The 20,642-nt window shown below is 70.3% G+C and carries 15 protein-coding genes; 13 read left to right on the top strand and 2 right to left on the bottom strand.

Going from position 1 to position 20,642, the window contains the following annotated elements; all coding sequences use genetic code 11:
* Window positions 1-186: 186 nt before the first annotated feature.
* The 5 genes from ABZY13_RS27210 to ABZY13_RS27190 all read left to right on the top strand — a co-directional run bounded on the left by ABZY13_RS27210 (window position 187) and on the right by ABZY13_RS27190 (window position 6,144).
* Window positions 187-756: a hypothetical protein gene (locus tag ABZY13_RS27210; protein ID WP_356635235.1), complete on the top strand. Its 570-nt coding sequence runs from the start codon at window positions 187-189 to the stop codon at window positions 754-756.
* Window positions 757-1,628: 872 nt separating this feature from the next.
* Entirely contained in the window at window positions 1,629-2,294 is a 666-nt protein-coding gene (locus ABZY13_RS27205; protein WP_356635233.1) for a LysE family translocator, read from the top strand.
* Between the two features lie 1,425 nt (window positions 2,295-3,719).
* Window positions 3,720-4,523 (top strand): alpha/beta hydrolase, encoded by an 804-nt coding sequence (locus tag ABZY13_RS27200; RefSeq protein WP_356635231.1) that lies wholly within the window; start codon window positions 3,720-3,722, stop codon window positions 4,521-4,523.
* A complete protein-coding gene (locus ABZY13_RS27195; protein WP_356635229.1) occupies window positions 4,523-5,812 on the top strand; it encodes a SpoIIE family protein phosphatase in 1,290 nt (429 codons plus the stop codon). Before ABZY13_RS27200 ends, ABZY13_RS27195 begins: the two co-directional genes overlap by 1 nt.
* Window positions 5,809-6,144, top strand: coding sequence for an STAS domain-containing protein (locus ABZY13_RS27190; protein WP_356635227.1), 336 nt, complete (start codon window positions 5,809-5,811; stop codon window positions 6,142-6,144). The genes ABZY13_RS27195 and ABZY13_RS27190 overlap by 4 nt, the downstream gene beginning before the upstream one ends.
* 253 nt (window positions 6,145-6,397) lie before the next feature.
* Here ABZY13_RS27190 and ABZY13_RS27185 read toward each other — a convergent pair whose 3' ends face one another.
* A complete protein-coding gene (locus ABZY13_RS27185) occupies window positions 6,398-6,964 on the bottom strand; it encodes a Ku protein (protein ID WP_356635269.1) in 567 nt (188 codons plus the stop codon).
* A gap of 271 nt (window positions 6,965-7,235) precedes the next feature.
* Window positions 7,236-8,297 carry a LacI family DNA-binding transcriptional regulator gene (locus tag ABZY13_RS27180; protein ID WP_356635225.1) on the bottom strand — a complete coding sequence of 354 codons (1,062 nt, stop codon included), beginning with the start codon at window positions 8,295-8,297 and terminating at the stop codon, window positions 7,236-7,238.
* Window positions 8,298-8,559: 262 nt separating this feature from the next.
* Between ABZY13_RS27180 and ABZY13_RS27175 the strand changes: the two genes are divergently transcribed.
* From ABZY13_RS27175 to ABZY13_RS27140, 8 genes are all read left to right on the top strand, one after another.
* Window positions 8,560-9,924: an extracellular solute-binding protein gene (locus ABZY13_RS27175; protein ID WP_356635223.1), complete on the top strand. Its 1,365-nt coding sequence runs from the start codon at window positions 8,560-8,562 to the stop codon at window positions 9,922-9,924.
* A gap of 20 nt (window positions 9,925-9,944) precedes the next feature.
* Window positions 9,945-10,895 (top strand): sugar ABC transporter permease, encoded by a 951-nt coding sequence (locus ABZY13_RS27170; RefSeq protein WP_356635221.1) that lies wholly within the window; start codon window positions 9,945-9,947, stop codon window positions 10,893-10,895.
* A 2-nt stretch (window positions 10,896-10,897) separates the two neighbouring features.
* Window positions 10,898-11,791, top strand: a complete 894-nt coding sequence (locus ABZY13_RS27165) for a carbohydrate ABC transporter permease (RefSeq protein ID WP_356635219.1) — start codon at window positions 10,898-10,900, stop codon at window positions 11,789-11,791.
* 66 nt (window positions 11,792-11,857) lie between these two features.
* On the top strand, window positions 11,858-13,681 hold the full coding sequence (locus ABZY13_RS27160) for a sugar-binding domain-containing protein (protein ID WP_356635216.1): 1,824 nt from the start codon (window positions 11,858-11,860) through the stop codon (window positions 13,679-13,681).
* Between the two features lie 1,300 nt (window positions 13,682-14,981).
* Window positions 14,982-16,319, top strand: coding sequence for an extracellular solute-binding protein (locus ABZY13_RS27155; protein WP_356635214.1), 1,338 nt, complete (start codon window positions 14,982-14,984; stop codon window positions 16,317-16,319).
* A gap of 92 nt (window positions 16,320-16,411) precedes the next feature.
* Window positions 16,412-17,263, top strand: a complete 852-nt coding sequence (locus ABZY13_RS27150; protein ID WP_356635267.1) for a sugar ABC transporter permease — start codon at window positions 16,412-16,414, stop codon at window positions 17,261-17,263.
* Window positions 17,260-18,174, top strand: coding sequence for a carbohydrate ABC transporter permease (locus ABZY13_RS27145; protein WP_356635212.1), 915 nt, complete (start codon window positions 17,260-17,262; stop codon window positions 18,172-18,174). Before ABZY13_RS27150 ends, ABZY13_RS27145 begins: the two co-directional genes overlap by 4 nt.
* Before the next feature lie 79 nt (window positions 18,175-18,253).
* Complete coding sequence (locus ABZY13_RS27140; protein ID WP_356635210.1) at window positions 18,254-20,626, top strand: glycoside hydrolase family 3 N-terminal domain-containing protein; 2,373 nt, start codon at window positions 18,254-18,256, stop codon at window positions 20,624-20,626.
* The last annotated feature ends 16 nt before the right edge of the window (window positions 20,627-20,642 follow it).

Here is a 20,642-nt window from a genome sequence, read left to right as displayed (position 1 = left end):
CAGCGGGGGAACCCGCCTGCCGATGAGCTTTCACCGGTCGAGCCCGCGCCCGGTGCGGGAGCAGTGAGGCGCGGGCGACGCCCGTCCGGCGCAGTCGCGATGGCAGCGCGGCCGCCGCCCGGGGAGGGTGGGACATACCCGGCCGCGTACCGGCCTGCCCGATCACACTGCTCAAGGAGCGCTGTCATGTCCGAGCGCAACACCCTCATCCGGAGCCTGCACGACCTGGGGCTGGCCGCCTGGTTCGGCGGCTCGCTCATGGGCGCGATCGGCCTCAACGGCGCCGCGCACGACGCGGACGGCACACAGTCCACCACGGACCGGATCTCCTCGGCCGGGTGGGCGAAGTGGACGCCGGTCAACGCCGCCGCGATCGGCGCGCACCTGTTCGGGGGCGGCGGACTGCTGGCCGCGAACGCCCACCGTGTCGCCACCCAGCAGGGCGTGGGCGGCTCCACCGCGGCCAAGACCGTCGTCACCGCCGCCGCCCTGGCCGCCACCGCCTACGCCCGCGTCCTGGGCAAGAAGGTCGAACTCGCCTCCTCCACAGACCCCGCCGACGCCGAGAAGGCACAGCAACACCCCGTCGACCTGGAAAAAGCACGGCGGCAACTGGCCTACGCCCAGTGGGCAGTCCCGGCGCTGACCGGATGCCTGGTGGTCCTCAACGCCCTGCACGGCGAACAGCAGCGCCCGACCGAGCAGATCCCCGGCATCTGGGAACGCGTCCACTCCACCACCCACCTCATGCACTAGCAAGAGACCTCGTGGCGCGGGGCCGGACGGCGCACGGCGACACTCCGTCCGGCCTTCCACCAGGCGGCGCACGGCGTGGCCGCCGCCGAGGGGACGCCTGTTTCCGGGACGTCGCGGAGCGGCTGCGGGCACCGTCGCCGGCATGAGCGGCCTCCCCCGCCCGGCATCTCCGCGACGTCTGCGTCCGCGGAGGTCAGCCCTCGGCTCGGCAGACGGGTGTCGAGACAGTCGTCGGGGTCAAGCGGGGCGGCGGACAGTATGAGGGCGGGCGGGCGGCGAGACGGCCGCAATCGCTCCCCGTCCGGTCTGCCTTCCGCGTCCATCTGCCGCTACGGGGCGCCCATGGCCCTGACGCTCATGGGCCCGAGGACGTGGGAAAGCCCGGCGAGCACCGCGGCACGCCCTGCGGGCACGACCCCGCGGTCGTCACTGGGGCCGTGCGTGCCGAAGCCGTCCTGGTCCGACTGCGACCCGGAGAGCCGACCATCGCTTCAGGGCGAGCGGGTGCGCCGCCGCGCCCTCGACGGGACCGCCCACCGGCACAGGCCGACCGCCTCGCGCAGGCACGGTCCGGCCAGCGGCCTGCCCTGTGGCCGCCCCGGCGCGGCTCGCGAGGTGCGCGATGCCGTGCACCCGCGGGCGGGCCTGTTGCTGGAGACGGCCGGGCCCACGGCGAGGTGGCCGGGGTCCCGCCACTGCCGGCCGTGGCGGACGAGCATCCGGGACAGAGCCTTGGTGCATCCGGCGGGCCGTCGACTCGGTGGCTGGCAGGCGAGCGCTCACGGTCCGAGTGGGACGGGGCAGGCCGGGAACCGTTCCCTGACGACCCCTCGGTGGCGAAGGGGCCACGGGGCGAGCGAAGGGGAACGCGGATGTCGGTCGACCTGACGGGTTTCCTCGGGGTGGTGCTGGTGGCCTACGTGGTTCCCGGCCCCGACTTCCTCGTAGTGGTGCGCTCGGCCGCCGAGAACCCCGCCAAGGGACGGGCCGCGGCGTTGGGCGCCCAGACCGGGCTGTGCGTTCATATGCTGGCGGCTGTCGCGGGGCTGTCATTGATCGCCGCCCGCTCCCCCATGGTCTACGACGCCGTCAAGCTGCTCGGCGCGGCTTACCTGGTGTACCTCGGGATCCGGGCGGTTCGGGCCGCCAGGATGACCGCCCGCGAGCGCGGCGCCGAGACAGCGGCGGCAGACGGCCTGGAGGGGCCTGCCGCCGCCTCGGTGCCGGACGAGCCGGCTCGCGGCGGGTGGCGGCCCGGCTTCGTCGAGGGCCTGCTCACCAATGTGCTCAACCCGAAGGCGGCGCTGTTCTTTCTCAGCATCCTGCCGCAGTTCGTGCACGGCGGCGCCTCGGTCGCGCGGCAGATCCTCTTCCTCGGCGTCCTCGACGTCCTGATCGGCGTCGTCTACTGGTTCGCCCTCATCGCCGTTGCCTCGCGGCTGCGGGACCTCCTCGCCCGGCCGAAGATCCGCCACCGCTGGGAGTTGACAACCGGCTGGCTGTTCGTCGCCATCGGTGTCGGTGTCGCGGCCTCCTGAGACGGCGGGTGAGGAAGGCGCATAGGGGACCGGCTCGCCCGTGTCGGCGTCGACCAGTCTGCGTACTGCTCCCAACGACCCCTCCACGCAGAGGGATTGATGGACGGTTCACAAGGGACGGCTGTGAGGCCGACCAGATGAACGCAACGTACATGAGCAGGAAGTCAATCGACTCCGCCTTTCGGCCGTGTCGCCTGCCTCCGCGCTCATTCACGGACCGTCCCGACCCGATGCGTCCGGGACCGTGCTCATGTACGTCACGTCAATCTGGTGCTGTCCAGGGATCGTGGCATCCAGATCCTGCAGCCGGTGTGGCAGATCTGTGGATCGCTGCCCCAGTCCAGCAGAACCGGATCCGCGTATGCAGAAACTGGTCGGCACGATCGAGAGATCTGTGCACTCAGATCCACGGACAGTCCTCTGCTGCCGGGGGAACTGCCTGGCAGATCTGCCGATCTTGGTTGTTCGAGTCATTTGCCCAGGTCAGGGCATTTTCTGAGATTTCGCGCTCTTACGTCGTCATCATCCGCGCCGTTCACCTCACGGCACAGGCGGTGCCACGTACCACCGTGCAGCCTCCGCTCGCGCCCGCGTCCTGTGCCGACTGTGCGCAGCTCGCTTCACAGCCGACCGCAACCCCTCAGCCCAAGCCCGGCAACCGGCTCCGGTCCACAGCTGACACTCGACCGAACCCGCCGAAGCTCACGGGCCCACTTCTTCGGCGTGCCCACACGACCCCGGCGCTTTCCGGGCGCACGGCCCGTACCACGACGATGCGGATTCGCGCCGGGAAGTGACGGGGCAGCGGGGTCCGGGGGCCGTCGAAGGCCCCTGGTACCAAGCTGCTCAGTCCCGTCACGTTGGTTGATGAACGGAGTGGTCGAGCGATGGGCTGCTGTAATTGCGGGCTCGGGCTTCTATGGCGTGGACCTGAGGGGCTGGACCCGCGCGAGGAGAGTTTCTGGGGCGTCTGCGCTGAGAGGGAACCAGAGCGTTCACCATGAACCCCGCGCCTCCACCCGAGACAGTGGATCAATCCCCACCCAGCCGCTCACACGAGAACGTGTGAGGCAGCCGTATGCAGGCAGCCCAATCCGCTGCCGATGCTGCACGCCGACATTGAGCGGCGCCTCCCGGCAACAGACTCAAGTCGCGATCATCCGGCCGGGGATACTTGCATCGAACTCGCCGGCCCGATGCGCGCCCTCGACAGCCGGGCCGGCGAGGTCGTCCGGTGACCTCACAGAGCTGCCAGGGCTGTGTCGTCGTTCACTCCGAGCCGGCCTGGGGAGCGCCCGAACCATTGGGGGCCGTGGTCCTTCCCTCACAACCCTCACACAGCCCAAGCATGCAGAAAACCCCCAGGGCCGGGACGAGTGTGGGGGCCGCCCGGGAGCCGTTCGCAGCGTCTGAGAGGGTGGGGACATGGATATCGTCCGCAGGAACAACGTCACGGTCACCGGAAACCCGCGGGGACGGGCGGTGGTGCTGGCCCACGGGTTCGGTTGCGACCAGAACATGTGGCGGCTGACGGTGCCTGCACTGGCTGCGGACTACCGGGTCGTGCTGTTCGACTACGTGGGATCGGGCCGCTCGGACCTGTCGGCGTTCTCGGAGGAACGTTACGCCTCCCTGGACGGCTACGCCCAGGACGTGGTCGAGGTCTGTGATGCGCTGGACCTGCGCGACGCGGTGTTCGTGGGCCACTCGGTCAGCGCGATGATCGGCGTGCTGGCCGCCGGCATGGCTCCCGAGCGCATCGGGGCTCTGGTGATGGTCGCCCCCTCCCCCAGGTACATCGACGACGAGGGGTACCGGGGCGGGTTCGGCGCCGAGGACATCGACGAACTGCTGGAATCGCTCGAGTCGAACTACCTGGGCTGGTCGGCAGCGATGGCGCCGGTGATCATGGGCAACCCGGAGCGGCCCGAACTCGGCGAGGAGCTGACGAACAGCTTCTGCGCCACCGACCCGGACATCGCCCGCGTCTTCGCCCGGACCACGTTCCTGTCGGACTCCAGGGACGATCTGAAGACCGTGCAGGTGCCGACACTGGTGCTGGAATGCACCCAGGACGTCATCGCTCCCCGCGAGGTCGGAGCCTTCGTCCACCGCGCGATACCCGGCTCGACGCTGGTCACCCTCGACGCCACCGGACACTGCCCGCACCTGTCCTCGCCGGAGGCGACCAACGAGGCGATCACCGCCTTCCTGGCGGGCCTGCGTTGATGTGCCGAAGCGGGCAGCAGCCCGATCCCTACACCACGGACGGCGTGGAGAAATCGAATGCGGCGTTCACCGCGCTGCTGGAGGACAGCGCCGAGGAACTGTACGAGAACGCCCCGTGCGGGTATCTGTCCACGCTCATGGACGGCACCGTCGCGAAGATCAACGCCACGCTGCTGGGCTGGCTCGGTCTGGAGCGGGAAGCGGTGGTGGGCCGGATGCGGTTCACCGACTTCCTGACCGTGGGCGGCAAGCTGTACCACGAGACGCACTTCGCGCCGCTGCTGCGGATGCAGGGCGAGATCGGCGGCATCGCCCTGGAGATCAGACAGGCCGGCGGAGACCGGATGCAGGTGCTGGTCTCCTCCGCGGTCAAATACGGCGCCACCGGCGAACCCCTGCTGATCCGCACCACCGTCTTCGACGCCCGCGACCGCCGCGCCTACGAAGAGGAACTCCTGCGGGCCCGCAGGGCGGCCGAGGAAGCACGCCGGCAGGCGGAGGCCGACCGCGCCCGGCTCCAGGACGCCCTCGCCGTGCTCCAGCAGTCACTGCTGCCCGACACCCTGCCCTCGGCACCCGGGCTGGAGTCGGCCGCCCACTACCGGACCGCCTCCCCCGACCGGCTGGGCGGCGACTTCTACGACCTCTTCCGCCTCGACGGCACACGGTTCGCCTTCTTCCTCGGCGACGTGTGCGGCAAGGGGCCGCAAGCCGCCGCGGTCACCTCGCTCACCCGCTACACCCTGCGCGCCGCCGCCCTGCACGATCCCGACCCCGTATCCGCCCTGACCACCCTCAACAAGGTGCTCCACGAGCGGTACACCGGTGGCGACCCCCGCTACTGCACCGCCATATTCGGCGTCGTCGCACCCGACCCCACGACCGGACGAGCCACCGTCCGCCTCGCCTCAGGCGGGCACCTCCCCGCGCTCGTCCTGCGCGCCGACGGCACAGCCGACTTCCTGCCCACACCCGGCGGCCTGCTCGTCGGCGTACTGCCCGACGCACCCTTCACCGCCACCGACACCGTCCTCGACCCCGGCGACACCCTCCTGCTCTACACCGACGGCCTCACCGAAGCCCGCACCGGCGAAGACCGCACCGACCTGTACGGAGCAGAAGCGCTGCGCACCTTCGCCGCCCGCCACGCCGGCAAACCCGCACCCGCCGTCATCCAGGCCTTGGCCGAACTCCTGGACGACTTCGGCGACAAACTCGACGACGACACCGCCCTCCTCGCCCTCGGAACCCCCGCCCCCGCCCCTGACACCACGAAACTCGCCGAATGACCCCGCTCAAGATCACCACACGAGACGCCACAACCGGTCCCCTCCTGCACATCACCGGCGAACTCGACTACAACAGCGCCGCCGAACTACGCGACCTGCTCACCCGGCTCGCCATCAACCCCGGCCAACGCCTCATCCTGGACCTCGGCGGCATGGAGTTCTGCGACTCCAGCGGCCTCACCGCCCTCATCGCCGCGCGCAACATCGCCCACGCCGCCGGAGCCGACATCGCACTCGCCGCAGTCCCCGCCCCCACACTGCGCGTCCTGCACATGGTGGGCCTCGACCAGCTCTTCGCCCTCCACCCCGACAGCGACGCCGCCATGTCCTGACCCGGACCACAGGCGGGCGGGGCAGAACTCGCGGGAAGTGATCGCTGCGCATCGAGAAGACCCAGCGCCCGTGCGGCAGACCACCGGACGAACGCCGGCTCACGCAGACGCGGACGGTTCGGACCGAACAGGCCTCGCCGCGCCGCCGCGGCCGAGCAGACGCGCTGACATGATGTCGGCTTCGGCCAGTCTCAGCGGTTGCGGGCGCCCGGACCATCCCCGTAGGCCGGAGGTGATCCGCTCCCGCCGGGTCTCACCCTTGCCCGTCTCGGGTCCTTCCCGCCGACCTGGGCGATCGGTCGTCTCGGCCACCTCGGCCACCTCGGCCTCCTACCGGCGTCCGTACCTCGTCAGCGAGCTGAGGACGGCGCTCGCCAGCTGCAGAGCACGGCGCACCAGGTCGCCGCCCTAGGTGCTCGAGGTCTTCGACGGTCATGGTGTCCATGAGCGCGAACGCGCCGTCGATCTCCTCGTCCGGCACGTCCACCGGGGGCGGCAGGAATTCGTTAGGTGTATCGCCCGGTGAGGTTGAGGACGCGGATCTCGTCGGCCAGCGCATGGAGTGCAGCACGAGAACGTCACCGCGCACCCGCAGCAGGCCGAGGCGTTCGCGCCCGCTCCAGGCGTACTTGGCGACGGCCGCCTTGCTGGAGCGGCCGAGCGCCTGGACGAGGAGTTTGTAGGGCTTGGCCGCGACCTGGAGGGCTGGAGGTGGTAGCCCTCGCCGATCTGGTTGGGGACGCGGGCCTGTTCCCTCTCGCAGTGGCGTTCCCGTGGCAGTGGGGGTGACCGGACGGAAGGCCGCGGCCCCGGACGCCACGGGCGAGGTGGCGGCGGCCTCCGCGCCGGGGGCCAGGGGGGAGATTGCGGCGGGGGTGGCGGCGAGCAGGCCCAGCACGCCGGTCAGCGCAAGCACGAGAAGCCGGTGCCGTCCGAGGGCGCGCCGAAGTCTCAGGATCCGCAACAGATCGACCGACCTGCGCCGGATCGCCGGGATCGCGATCGCCCCGCCTCCGTCGGCGAAGACCTGGTGACGAGCGCCGGGGCGTGCCGTCAGAGCCGGCGCGCCGGGTCCGTCCTAGCGTTCCTGATCAGCGGCCGGTGCCGCGGCGTCCCTCGGTGCTCTCCCGCAGGACGAGCCGGTGCGGCACCCGCAGGTCGCGGGGCGGCCGGTCGGCGGTCGAGGCGTCGCTCTCCCCGGCCGTCCCCGACGCCTCGTCCATGCGGCGTTGCAGCAGGTCCACCGCGGTTTTGGCGACCGCCGCCTTGTCGGGTGCCACCGTGCTCAGCGTGGGGATGCTGAAGCGTCCGCCTTCGACGTCGTCGAAGCCGACGACGGCGACGTCCTCGGGCACGCGGAGGCCGTACTCGTGCAGGGTGCGCAACGCGCCCAGTGCCATCTGGTCGTTGAGGCACAGCAGTGCGTCGGGGCGGACGCCGTCGCGGAGGGCGCGGGCCACCGCCTCGGCGCCGTCGGGCGTGCGGAAGTACGCCACGCGCAGCAGGGCCGCCGGGTCGAAGGCGATGCCCGCCTCGGCGAGGGCCGCGCGGTAGCCGCGTGTGCGGGCCTGGGCCGTGCCGTGGCCCGGCTCGTCGCGCCCGCCGACCACCAGGATCGTCCGGCGGCCGAGGCCGATCAGATGCTCGGTCGCCTCGCGCGCGGCCTTCTCGTTGTCGATGGCGACATGGTCCGCGCCCTCCTCCACCAGTTCGCCGAGGAGCACGGTCGGGGGCGCGCCGCGCGGGCGGTCGGTGAGGTCGTCGGCGGTCAGGGCGAGCGGGCTGAGGATGACGCCGTCGACGAAGGTGGAGCCGAACCCGGTGAGCGCCGCCAGTTCGTGAGCCCGGTCCGCGCCGGTCTGGTGGATGAGCACGGTCAGGGAGCGCTGTTCGGCTTCGCGGATGACGTGCCGGGCGAGCTCCGCGAAGTACGGGAGGTCCAGCTCGGGCAGGACCAGCGCGATGATGCCGGTGCGGCCCTTGCGCAGGTGACGGCCGGCCAGGTTCACCCGGTAGCCGAGGTGCTCTATCGCCTCCTGGACCGCGCGTCTGGTGCGGTCGGAGACATGGACGTAGTCGTTGATCACATTGGAGACCGTCTTCTCCGACACGCCCGCGTGCCGTGCGACGTCCTTGATGCTGGGTCGTGCCACCGCGCCCTCCCTGCCCCTCGCCGCCACCGAGTCTATGTCCCGTCCCGGTGGCACTCACCTGAAGGCAGGCCTCGCGGGCCCGGCACCCGGCTGTCAGCCGGTCGTACGGGACCTCTTTACAGCCAGATGTACATCGATGTAAAAACACAGCGTCGCATCGCGTCACCCGCACTTCCCCACCCGCCCTGTGCAGTGATCCACACCCTCGCCCGTGGACCACCGCCAGCTCGTTCAGGCGTATCCGGCCGTCGAAAGGTCCGTGATGACTCTCCGACCCCCTGTCCCAGAAGCCGGGCGCTCGCCCGATCCCGCGCCCGGACTCTCCCGCCGCCGGCTGATGCGCAACGGCATGGCCGCGGCCGGGGCGCTGCTCGCCGCGGCACCGCTGTCCGGCTGCGCCACACCGGCCTCGGCCTCCGGCGCCTCCGCGCTGAGCGTCTGGGACCTGTTCCAGGGCGGCGACGGTCTGCTGATGGACGACATGATCAAGGCCGTCTCCAGTGGCCCGAAGGGCTTCGACATCGACCGGACGATCCTGGACTGGGGCCCGTCCTACTACACCAAGCTCGCCATGTCGGCCGCCGGAGGCCGCGCCTCCGACGTGGCCGTGCTCCATCTGTCCCGGCTGGCGGGCTACGCCCCCGGCGGCCTGCTCGACCCCTTCGACCTGGACCTGCTCGCCGAGTTCGGCGTGACCGAGCGGGACTTCACGCCGGCGGTCTGGTCGCGTACCCGGCACGACGGCACCGTGTACGCGATCCCGCTGGACGTGCACCCGTTCATCGTGTTCTACGACAAGGAGGCGGCGGACCGCGCCGGACTCCTCGACTCCGCCGGGGAACTCGCGCCCATGGGTTCGCCCGAGGCGTTTCTGGAGGCGGGCAGGGCGCTGGCCGAAGCCACCGGGAAGTCGGGCGTCCTGTTCGGCCATGTCACCGACACGGCGCAGAGCTGGCGCCAGTTCTCCGCCCTGTACGCGCAGACCGGCGCCTCGCTCTCCCTCCCTGACGGAGGGCCGCCGGAGATCGACGTCGAGGCCGCGGTCCGCGTCGTGACGTTCATGCAGCAGCTGTTCGACGGCCGCACCAACCCCAACAACCTCGACTACAACGGGGCGATGGCCGGCTTCCTCGGCGGTCGCGGCGGCATGATCATGGTGGGCGAATGGGAGCTGCCGACGCTGAAGGAGTCCGGCATCCCCCTCGGTGCAGCGCCCTTCCCCCAGGTCTTCGGCAAGCCGGCCGTCTACACCGACAGCCATGCCTTCGTCCTCCCGCACCAGGACGACCCCGATCCGGCACGGCGGCGCGAGGCCCACCGGTATGTCGCGGAGATCGTCAAGCGGAGCCTGACCTGGGCCACCGCCGGTCACATCCCGGCGTACCGACCGGTGCTGGAGGAACCGGAGTACGCCGCGCTCGATCCGCAGTCCTCGTACGCGGACGCCGCCGACGTGGCGGTCCTCGACCCGCCCAACTGGTTCACCGGGTCCGGGTCGAACTTCCAGAACCGGATGTGCCAGCCGCTGCAGTCGGCGCTGCTGGGCAACACCTCCGCCGAGAAGGCGGTGCGCCAGATGGTCCGCGAGGCGGACGCGCTGCTGCGGCTGCCCAACCCGGTGGCCTGACGAGGACAAGGAGCGTACACATGGCAACCACCGCACCCCCGGGGACGAAGGCGCCCGGCGACGCGAGCACCCGACGGCCGGGCGGCCGTCTCCGTACGGGTCGTGCCGGCATCACCGCCACATCGGGTTCGGGACTCGTCTTCGTCCTGCCGTTCCTGCTCGTCTTCGGCCTGTTCCTGGTGTGGCCCGTCGTGCACGGGCTCTGGATGAGCCTCACCGACACCTCTCTCGCCCTGCGCGAGACGGCGTTCGTCGGCTTCGACAATTACACCGAGGCGTTCGGTGACCCGGACGTGTGGAGCAGCCTCGGCAACACGCTGTTGTTCACCGCGATTTCGAGCGTCCCGCTGGTGCTGGTGTCGTTGGCCATGGCCCTGCTGGTGCACAGTGGGATCGCCGGGCAGTGGGCGTGGCGGCTGGCCTTCTTCGCGCCGTATCTGCTGCCGGTGACCGTGGTGACCCTCATCTGGGCGTGGCTCTACCAGCCGGACCTGGGCCTCGGCAACCAGCTGCTCGGCGCGCTCGGTCTCGAGCCCGTCGGCTGGCTCTCCGACGAGTCCGTGGCGATGTGGTCGATCGCCGCCCTCACCGTCTGGTGGACGATCGGTTTCAACTTCCTGCTCTACCTCGCCGCGCTGCAGTCCCTCCCGTCGACCTACGACGAGGCCGCCGCGCTGGACGGCGCCGGTGCCTGGCGACGGCTGTGGTCGATCACGCTGCCGCAGCTGCACAGGACCACCGCGCTGGTGGCGATGCTGCAGATCCTCGCCTCCCTCAAGGTGTTCGACCAGATCTACATCCTCACCAAGGGCGGCCCCAACGGCTCGACCCGCCCGATCCTGGAGTACGTCTACGACGTCGGCTTCACCGGCTACCGGCTCGGCTACGCCTCGGCCGTCTCATATCTCTTCTTCGCGCTCGTCATCGTCGTCTCGCTCGTGCAGCTCCGCATCTTCCGCCGGGAGGACTGACCGTGTCCGCCATCTCCACCACCTCGCGCCCACGGCCACCCCGCGAAGCGGCCGGCTCACCCCTCCTCCTCGGCCACGGCAGGCTGCCGCGCGTGCTGGCCGGGACCGCGCTCGTCGTCCTCGCGGCCGTCTGGCTGGTGCCCTTCGTGTGGGCGATCGCCACGTCCGTGCAGAGCGAACAGGACGTGGCCTCCCCCGGACTGTCTCCGTTCAAGGGCGCGTTCACGGCGGAGGCGTACCGGCAGATCCTGGAGCGCGGCAACGTCACCCTGTGGGCCTTCAACAGCTTCCTGATCGCGGCGCTGGTCACGGTGATCACGGTCGCCGTCTCCACACTCGCCGCGTACGGCTTCTCCCGCGGCACGTTCCGTGGCCGCCGGGCCCTGCTCGGTGTCACCGTCGCGGCCATCATGATCCCGCCGCAGCTGCTCGTGGTGCCGCTGTTCGAGCAGATGCTGCTGTTCGACCTGGTGGACACCTATGCCGGGGTGATCCTGCCGCAGGTGGTCGCGCCCATGATGGTGTTCATCCTCAAGCGTTTCTTCGACGGCATCCCCCGGGAACTGCAGGACGCCGCCCGCATCGACGGCGCCTCGGAGTTCCGGGTGTTCCTGTCCGTGGTGCTGCCGTTGTCGCGGCCGATCGTGGCCGCCGTGGCGATCTTCGTGTTCATCGGGGCGTGGAACAACTTCCTGTGGCCCTTCATCGTCACCAACGACTCCGACCTGATGACCCTTCCGGTGGGCCTGGCCACCGTGAAGGACGCCTACGGCATCCAGTACGCGCAGTCCATGGCGTCCGCGTTGCTCGCCGCGCTGCCGCTGATCGTGGTGTTCCTCTTCTTCCAGCGACGCATCGTCGACTCCGTGGCCACCACCGGCCTCGGCGGTTCCTGACCTTCTCCCCTCGCTCATCCACGGGCGCGGCCGTCCTGGCCCCCCATCGATCCGACTGGAGTCTGTGTGCTCTCTCACTCCGCCCCGCGTCCGGAGTACCCGCGCCCGCAGTTCGTGCGGCGCGACTGGCTCAACCTCAACGGCGTCTGGCAGTTCGAGACCGACCGGGGCGACAGCGGCCTCGAACGCGGTCTGCTCGGCCGGGAGTTGCGCGAGGAGATCCTGGTCCCCTTCCCTCCCGAGTCGGAGCTGTCCGGCATCGGCGAAACCGACTTCCTGCACGCCGTCTGGTACCGGCGAGCCGTCACCCTGCCGGCTCAGTGGGCCGGGCGGCACGTGCTGCTGCACTTCGGCGCCGTCGACCACGACACGACCGTGTGGGCCAACGGCAAGGAGGTGGCGCGTCATCGCGGCGGCTTCACGCCCTTCACCGCCGACCTCGGTGACATCGCCGGGGCAGGTGAGGAGGTGGTGATCACCGTACGGGCCCGCGACGCCAAGTCGGGACCGCAGGCGCGGGGCAAGCAGGCGATCCAGTACGCCAACCACGACTGCAACTACACGCGGGTGACCGGCATCTGGCAGACCGTCTGGCTCGAGCCCGTCCCTGACCTGCACCTGCGGCGCCCCCGCATCACCCCCGACCTCGCGGGCTCCGCCTTCCACGTCGAACTGCCGCTGTCCGGCAACCGCCCGGGGTACCGGGTGCGGGCCGTTCTCAGCGACGGCGAGGGCGAGGTGAGCCGCGCCGAGGCACGCGCCGACCTGGACCTCGCCCCGCGTCTGCATCTGCCGGTGCCGGAGGAGCGGCGGCGCGAGTGGGGCCCCGGCGACCCGTTCCTGTACGACCTGCGGCTCGAACTCCTCGACGCCGACGGGCAGGTGGCCGACAGCGCGGGCAGTTACGCGGGGCTGCGTGCCGTGGGCCTGCGCGGCAAGGCCGTGACCCTCAACGGACGTCCGGTGTTCCAGCGTCTCGTGCTCGACCAGGGCTGGTACCCGGACGGGCTGATGACCGCGCCGAGCGACGAGGCACTGGTGAGGGACATCGAGCTCGCCATGGCCGCCGGCTTCAACGGCGCGCGCCTGCACCAGAAGGTCTTCGAGGAGCGCTTCCTCTACCACGCCGACCGCCTCGGCTACCTGGTCTGGGGCGAGTTCGGGGACTGGGGCTGCGAGACGGGCGGCTCCTCCGGTGACAACCAGAAACCCGACGCCTCCTACGTCGCCCAGTGGCTGGAAGCGCTGGAACGGGACTACTCCCACCCCTCGATCATCGGCTGGTGCCCGCTGAACGAGACCTACCAGAAGCTCCACGACCGCATCACCCAGCTCGACGACGTGACCCGGGCGATGTTCCTGGCCACCAAGGCGATGGACACCACCCGGCCGGTCATCGACGCGTCCGGCTACTCCCACCGGGTCGCGGAGACCGACGTCTACGACTCCCACAACTACGAGCAGGACCCGGAGACGTTCCGGCAGCTGATGTCGGGGCTCGTCAAGGACGAGCCGTTCGTCAACACCCACGAGAGCGGCACGCCCTACTCGGTGCCGTACCGCGGTCAGCCGTACTTCGTCAGTGAGTTCGGCGGCATCTGGTGGGACCCCGAGGCCGCTGCCGAGCGGTCCGGCGAGGACCGCACCGTCTCCTGGGGATACGGGGAACGGGTCCGCGACGAGGAGGAGTTCCACGCCCGGTTCAGCGGCCTCGTCGAGGTGCTGCTGAGCGACCCGAACATGTTCGGCTACTGCTACACCCAGCTGACCGACGTGTTCCAGGAGCAGAACGGCGTCTACCGCTTCGACCGCGCCTCGAAGCTCGACGTCGACCGCATCCGGGCGGCGCAACTGCGGCCGGCGGCCATCGAGCACCAGGAGCGGGAGTGACGACGGCAGCCGCTACCGCCTGTGCCCCAGGCGGCCCGGGCGACCACACCAGCAGGGTGTCCGGCAGGACGCCGAAGGCGACGATGAAGGCGAGCTGCACGAGGAAGGCGAGGGGCACGACGCCCGGCGCGGCGAAGATCGCGGCGAGGACGCGGGCGGAGGTGATCACGCCGCCGCGGTGACGAGTCCGGGCACGGCGGCCCTGGCGGCGCGCAGCATACCTGCGCGTACGCCTGGCGGGGTGACTCCTCCCAGCGCCCTGCGTCTCAAAAGCGGGAACCTGCCGGCGTCGCGCCGCGCCCCAGCATGCTCTCGCGCTCGACCAGGGGGCAGCCGGGCCGGAACGGTGCGATGCCGGCCTGGGCGTACGAAGGCGCCTGACGCCACCAGCATCGGATCACCGGCCGCCAGCCCGGACAGCCGATGAACCCGGTCATCCTCCAGGCCCACCTGCGTGACCATCGGCGTCCCTCCGCAGCGCGGCCGGACCTCCACAATCCGACAGCTCGCCCCACACCCCCGGCCCCTGTCGTCGCAATGGCCTTCGACTACCACGACAAGACAATCACCTGCCCGGTCACCGAAGCCGGAGAAACCGGGAGCCGATACGCTCCGGCCGATCACACAAGGTAAGTGCGCTTGAGCTCGGGTTTTCCGCTGTCCCCGCCTGGCTCGCGGAAAACCGCCCTGAACCAGCTACTCGTCGTGACCGAGGTCGTGAATGCCCAGCGAATACACGACACCTCAACGTGCGAGTCCACCAGTCCTGGGGCTGCAGGGCCATCACGGCCAGGAGGTCGCGCAGCTGCCCGCGGATCGCCTGGGCATTGACCGCGGGGTAGCACCGGGGCCCCGTTCCAGAAACCGAAGGCCACCCGGCCTCCCACTGGATGAGCCGGCGACGACGTTCTCGACATCAAGCGCTCCCAAGCCGCACTGGCCTAAGACGATGTGGTTCTCGTAGTTGTCGTGAGACATCGCCTCGTACGACATCTGTCAGCTCCGCTTGTCCCCCCAACGGGCCAGCGCCAGCAGCACCCCGCGTGCCTGGTCGCTGACCATGGTGCCTGACGTCCAGGAGCCTCTCGCGCCGCTGGACGACCGTGCCCTGCCTTCGACGCCCTCCTTGCGAAAGTGTTTCGTAACCGACGGTTTTCATCGTCTTGTACCGCCTGTGAAACCCGTGCCAGTGTCCCGGTCCATCAGGCACGTGTCCGCAGCGCGCATATCCGAAAGCCTTTCGTGCGAGCTGTCGCACTCCTCAGCAGGAACAGCGCATCAGAAGAGAAAGAGGCAGAGCATGCACAGGAACCAGGAACGCGGTGACGTGGCCGACCGCACGTCCACGAGGATCAGGTGGCGGCGCGCGGTCGTGTCCGCGGCCGCCGCTTCGACGGCCCTGAGCCTCGCCGCGTGCGGGTCCTCCGGTCCTTCCACTACCTCCTCGGGCGAGGGCCTGACGATGTGGGCGCTGACGGACCAGACGATCCTCAAGGAGTCCGTGGACGCCTACAACAAGGACCACCCGGACGAGAAGATCAACCTGCGGCTGTTCGCCAACGACGACTACAAGCAGAAGCTGCGCGTGGCATTCGGCGCGAACCAGGCCCCGGATCTCTTCTTCAACTGGGGCGGCGGGGCACTCAACGACTACGTGGAAGCGGGCAAGGTCGACGCCGTGACCGACAGCCAGGTCAACCTGCTGCGGTTCATGCCGAGCGTGCTGCAGAGCGCCGAGTTCGGGGGCGAGGTCTACGGCGTCCCGGCCAACGGGCTCGCTCCGGTCGTCCTCTTCTACAACAAGAAGGTCCTCAAGGACGCCGGCGTCGAACCGCCGAAGACCTACGACGACCTGCTGAGCGCCGTGAAGAAGCTCAGGGACGACGGGGTCACCCCGATCTCCCTCGCGGCGAACTCCAAGTGGCCGACCCTGATGCACCTGGAGTACCTCCTCGACCGCGAAGGCGGCCACGAGGTGTTCCAGGAGATCGCAGCCGGAGACACGGCCGTCTGGAAGGACCCGGCGGTCACCAAGGCCAACTCCCGCCTGCAGGAACTCGCCGAGGCCGGCGCCTTCGGCGACAACGCCTCCTCCGTCAACTACGACCAGGGCGCCTCCACTGCCCTGCTCTACACCGGTAAGGCCGGCATGGAGCTGATGGGCACCTGGGAGTACGCCAACCTGGTCAAGGCGGCACCGGACTTCGTGAAGAAGGACCTGGGCTACATGGCCTTCCCGGCGCTGCCCGGTGGCGCGGGCGATCCGAAGAACATCGTCGGCAACCCCTCGAACTTCCTGTCGCTGAACTCGGCGAGCAAGAACAAGGAAGCGGCACTGACGTATCTGAAGGACTACGTCATGAACGAGGACCAGATCGACGCCTACATCACCTCCGGCAGCGTGCCGCCCGTCACCAAGCTGGACTCCCGCCTCGCCCAGGTGAAGTCGGCCGACGACAGGAAGTGGCTGTCCTTCGTCCACGGCCTGGTGGAGGGTGCTCCCAACTTCCAGCTCTCCTGGGACCAGGACCTGCCCTCGGACCAGGCGGACCCGCTGCTGACCAACGTGGACAAGTCGCTGCTGGGACAGATCAAGCCCGAGCAGTTCGGCGAGAACATGAGCGAGGCGGCGAAGTAATGACCGCGGTCGCTCGTACGCGTCCGCCCGTGCCCCGCGGGACACGGCCGGACGCGGTGCGTGGCGGGCGGCGCGGCCTCAGCGGCCTGCTGATGGCCGCGCCCGCCCTGATCCTGTTCGGACTGTTCGGCCTGATCCCGCTCGGCGGCGTCGTGGTACTCAGCCTCACCAGCTGGGACGGCCTGGGATCCATCGGCTGGCACGGCTTCGGCAACTGGAGCGGCGTCCTGACTGACGGCTCCACCTGGCAAGCGCTGTGGCTCACCGTCAAGGTGATGCTGATCAGCTGGGTGGTCCAGACACCGCTGGCGCTGGCACTGGGTCTCTTCCAGGCCCCCCGCGGCCGGACGCGCGCCTTCCTCGCCGTGCTGTGGTTCCTCCCGCTGCTGCTGTCCGCGGTCGCTATCGGCCTGACCTGGCAGGCCCTGCTCGATCCTTCCTTCGGCATCGGCTCCACACCGGGACTGGACTGGCTGGCCCGTCCGCTGCTCGGTTCGCCCGAGCTGGCCCTCTACACGGTGATCTTCGTGATCGCCTGGCAGTTCGTGCCGTTCCACGCCCTGCTGTACCAGGCCGGCATCCGGCAGATCCCCGTTTCCCTGTACGAGGCCGCCGCCATCGACGGCGCCGGTCCGGTGACCCGCCTGCTGCGGATCACGCTGCCCCAGCTGAAGTACACCTTCGTCACGTCGAGCACGCTCATGCTGGTGGGCTCACTGACCTACTTCGACCTGATCTTCGTCCTGTCCGGCGGCACCGGCGGCCCGGGCGACGCGACTCGCGTGCTGCCCCTGGCCATGTACATCACGGGTTTCCAGGCGCACGACATGGGCCGGGCCAGCGCGCTCGCCACGCTCCTGGTCGTCTTCGGCCTCGCCCTGTCGCTGCTCACCACCCGCCTGTCCGGCTTCACCCGGATGGACAGCCAGCAGGAGGGCCTGTGACCACCCCCACCATGGCCAAGGCGCGCAGGGCACGCGGTCCGCAGCATGCCACCCGGTCCCCGGCGCCGTCCGCCACCCGCCCGCGGCGCACCCGCACGCCACTGCGCCGCGCGCTGTCCGGCGCCGCCGCACTGGGGTGGACCGCGCTCGTCGTCGTGCCCGTGTACTGGCTGGTCGTGACCAGCCTGCGCAACCGCACGGACTTCACCAGCGACAGTCCGCTGGCCCTGCCCGGCCACCCCACCCTCGACAACTACCGGACCGTCCTCGACGGCGACTTCACGACCTACCTGCTCAACAGCGTCGTCGTCACGGTCGCGACCGTCGCGCTCACCGTGGTCACCGCCCTGATGGCCTCCTTCTGCATCGTCCGCTACACCAACCCCTGGTCCCGCCTGTCCTTCCGGCTGTACCTGCTGGGCCTCGCCATCCCGCTGCAAGCGGTCATCATCCCGGTCTACCTGCTGATCATCCGCATGCAGATGTACGACAGCCTGCTCGCGATCGTGCTGCCCTCGGCGGCGTTCGCGCTGCCGGTCACGGTGATGATCCTCGTCAGCTTCCTCCGGGACATCCCCCGCTCGCTGTTCGAGGCGATGATCGTCGACGGCGCCGGCGACTGGCGCATGCTGTTCTCCCTCGCCGCGCCGATGGCACGCCCCGCCCTGATGACGGTCGCTGTCTACGACGCGCTCCAGGTGTGGAACGGCTTCCTCTTCCCGCTGATCCTCACCCAGAGCGGGGACAAAGCCGTGCTGCCACTCGCCCTGACCCTTTACCGCGGTCAGTTCGGCATCGACGTGCCCGCGACCATGGCCGCGGTCGTCCTGTCCACCCTTCCCATGCTGGTGGTGTTCGTCCTGGCCAGGCGGCAGCTGGTCGCCGGACTGACCGCCGGATTCTCCAAGTAGCGCATGCCGAGAGGAGGACGGCCGGGCTCACAGCCCGGCCCGCCTCGGCGTGCCCGAAGCCCTCACGAGGAGCAGTCGAATGAGCACCACCACTCCTGACCACGACGCGCCGACGAACCGTGCAAGCCCGCCGCGGGCTACGGACGGCCGGCCCTGGACCGACCCCGCCCTGCCGACGGACGAACGTGTCGAGGCGCTGCTCGCCCGCCTCACCCTGGAGGAGAAGGCCGCCCAGCTGAGCAGCAGCTGGGAGGATGTCGAGCCGGCCGGCCCGGAGGTCGCCCCCGGCACCAGCCTCTTCGCCCCCGTCGGCCCGCTCACCGAGACCGCCCGTCACGGCCTGGGCCAGCTCACCCGCCCCTACGGCACCGTGCCCCGCCCTGCCCTGGAACACGCCCGTCTCCTGGCGGAGCGCCAGCGGCAGATCATGGCACAGAGCAGGTTCGCCATCCCCGCCATGGCCCACGACGAGTGCCTGACCGGCTTCACCGCCTACGGCGCCACGATCTACCCCACTTCCCTGGCCATGGCCGCCACCTTCGACCCGGACCTGATCCGCCGGGTCGGCGCGGCCATCGGCGCCGACATGGCTGAGGCCGGCGTCCACCAGGGACTCGCCCCGGTCGTCGACGTCGTCCGCGACTACCGCTGGGGCCGCTGCGAGGAGACCTACGGCGAGGACCCGCACCTGGTCGGCGAGATGGGCGAGGCATACGTCCTGGGTCTGCAGAGCGCCGGGGTGTACGCCACACTGAAGCATTTCGCCGGCTACTCCGATTCCATGGGCGGGCGCAACCACGCGCCCGCGCACATCGGGCGCCGCGAGCTGGCCGACGTCATCCTCCCGCCCTTCGAACGGCTCGTCGCCGCCGGCGTGGGCTCCGTCATGAACTCCTACGCCGAGATCGACGGCGAGGCCCCCGCCGCCAGCCGGTGGCTGCTGACCAGCGTCCTGAGGGAGCAGTGGGGCTTCGAGGGGACGGTCGTCTCCGACTACTGGTCGCTGCCGTTCCTGGTGAACGCCCACCGGGTGGCGGCCGACCTGTCAGGCGCCGGTGCGCTCTCCCTCAACGCGGGCATGGATGTGGAACTGCCCGACCAGCGCGGCTTCGGTACCGCCCTCGTCGAAGCCGTGAGACGCGGAGATGCCGACGAGGCCGACGTCGACCGGGCGGTGCGCCGGGTGCTGCGGCAGAAGGTCGAGCTGGGACTTCTCGACGCGGACTGGGATCCTCGCCCGGCCGCCCTGCGCGCCGGCCAACTCGAGCTGGACAAGCCGGAGAGCCGCGCACTCGCCCGTGCCGTCGCCCGGTCCAGTGCCGTCCTGCTGTCGAACGACGGAAGCCTGCCTCTGCCGTCCTCCGGACGCATCGCCCTGATCGGCCCGTGCGCCGACGACGTACGCACCATGTTCGGGTGTTACAGCTTCCCCAACCACGTCCTCTCCGACCGCGACGACCTGGGCAACGGCGTCGACGCAGTGTCGCTGCGGGCGGCGCTGGCCGAACAACTCCCGGGCGTGCGCTGGGAGTTCCAGCAGGGGTGCCCGGTCCGCGAGAAGGACCGCTCGGGCATCGCGGCCGCGGTGGCGGCGAGTGCCGCGGCCGACCTCACCGTCATGGTCGTCGGCGACAAGCCCGGCATGTTCGGCATCGGCACCTCCGGCGAGGGCTGCGACGTGGAAGACCTGCGCCTGCCCGGCGTCCAGGAGGAACTGGCCGAGGCAGTGCTCGCCACGGACACACCCGTCGTCCTGGTGGTCAACAGCGGCCGCCCGTACGCGGTGGGACGGTTCGCCGCCGCTGCGGCGGCCACGGTGCAGGTCTTCCTGCCAGGGGAGGAGGGCGGACGCGCGGTCGCCGAACTCCTGGCGGGCACGGCGAACTTCAGCGGCAGACTGCCCGTGCAGATCCCGACCTCGCCGGCGGGACAGCCCTACACCTATCTGCACCCGCCCCTGGGTGACCGGCAGAGCTGGCTGTCCAACCTCGACCCCACGCCCGCCTTCCCCTTCGGACACGGGCTGTCGTACACCACGTTCGAGATCGACGGGCTGTCCGTGGACCACGACAGTGTGCCGACCGACGGAGGGTTCACGGCGTCGGTCCGTGTGCGCAACACCGGCGCGGTCCCTGGTGCCGAGACGGTTCAGCTGTACTTCACCGACCCGCTCGCCCAGGTCACCAGGCCGGTGCGGGCGCTACTGGGGTTCGCGAAGGTTTCCTTGGAGCCGGGCGAGCAGGCGACCGTCCGCTTCGACGTCCACACCGACCGCCTCGCCTTCACCGGGCTGGACGGCCACCGGATCGTCGAGCCCGGCGACATCCTCCTGCAGGCCGGTTCCTCCAGCGCCGACACACCCACCGAAGCCGTGGTGCATCTGACCGGCGGAACGCGCGACGCGTCGGTCGTCCGCCGGCACGGCGTACCGGTGACGGTCGTGCGCGGCTGACCCGGACCATGCGACA

Source organism: Streptomyces sp. NPDC006610 (assembly GCF_040611575.1).
Classification (GTDB): domain Bacteria; phylum Actinomycetota; class Actinomycetes; order Streptomycetales; family Streptomycetaceae; genus Streptomyces.
Note: the sequence above shows the minus strand (reverse complement) of the source record. Positions and strands in the feature narration are given on the sequence as shown.

Excerpts from the sequence above, each read along its gene's own strand:
- ABZY13_RS27170 (WP_356635221.1), top strand. The coding sequence starts at position 9,945 with ATGGCAACCACCGCACCCCCGGGGACGAAGGCGCCCGGCGACGCGAGC.
- ABZY13_RS27205 (WP_356635233.1), top strand. The coding sequence starts at position 1,629 with ATGTCGGTCGACCTGACGGGTTTCCTCGGGGTGGTGCTGGTGGCCTAC.
- ABZY13_RS27200 (WP_356635231.1), top strand. The coding sequence starts at position 3,720 with ATGGATATCGTCCGCAGGAACAACGTCACGGTCACCGGAAACCCGCGG.
- ABZY13_RS27210 (WP_356635235.1), top strand. The coding sequence starts at position 187 with ATGTCCGAGCGCAACACCCTCATCCGGAGCCTGCACGACCTGGGGCTG.
- ABZY13_RS27175 (WP_356635223.1), top strand. The coding sequence starts at position 8,560 with ATGACTCTCCGACCCCCTGTCCCAGAAGCCGGGCGCTCGCCCGATCCC.
- ABZY13_RS27150 (WP_356635267.1), top strand. The coding sequence starts at position 16,412 with ATGGCCGCGCCCGCCCTGATCCTGTTCGGACTGTTCGGCCTGATCCCG.
- ABZY13_RS27140 (WP_356635210.1), top strand. The coding sequence starts at position 18,254 with ATGAGCACCACCACTCCTGACCACGACGCGCCGACGAACCGTGCAAGC.
- ABZY13_RS27190 (WP_356635227.1), top strand. The coding sequence starts at position 5,809 with ATGACCCCGCTCAAGATCACCACACGAGACGCCACAACCGGTCCCCTC.
- ABZY13_RS27195 (WP_356635229.1), top strand. The coding sequence starts at position 4,523 with ATGTGCCGAAGCGGGCAGCAGCCCGATCCCTACACCACGGACGGCGTG.
- ABZY13_RS27155 (WP_356635214.1), top strand. The coding sequence starts at position 14,982 with ATGCACAGGAACCAGGAACGCGGTGACGTGGCCGACCGCACGTCCACG.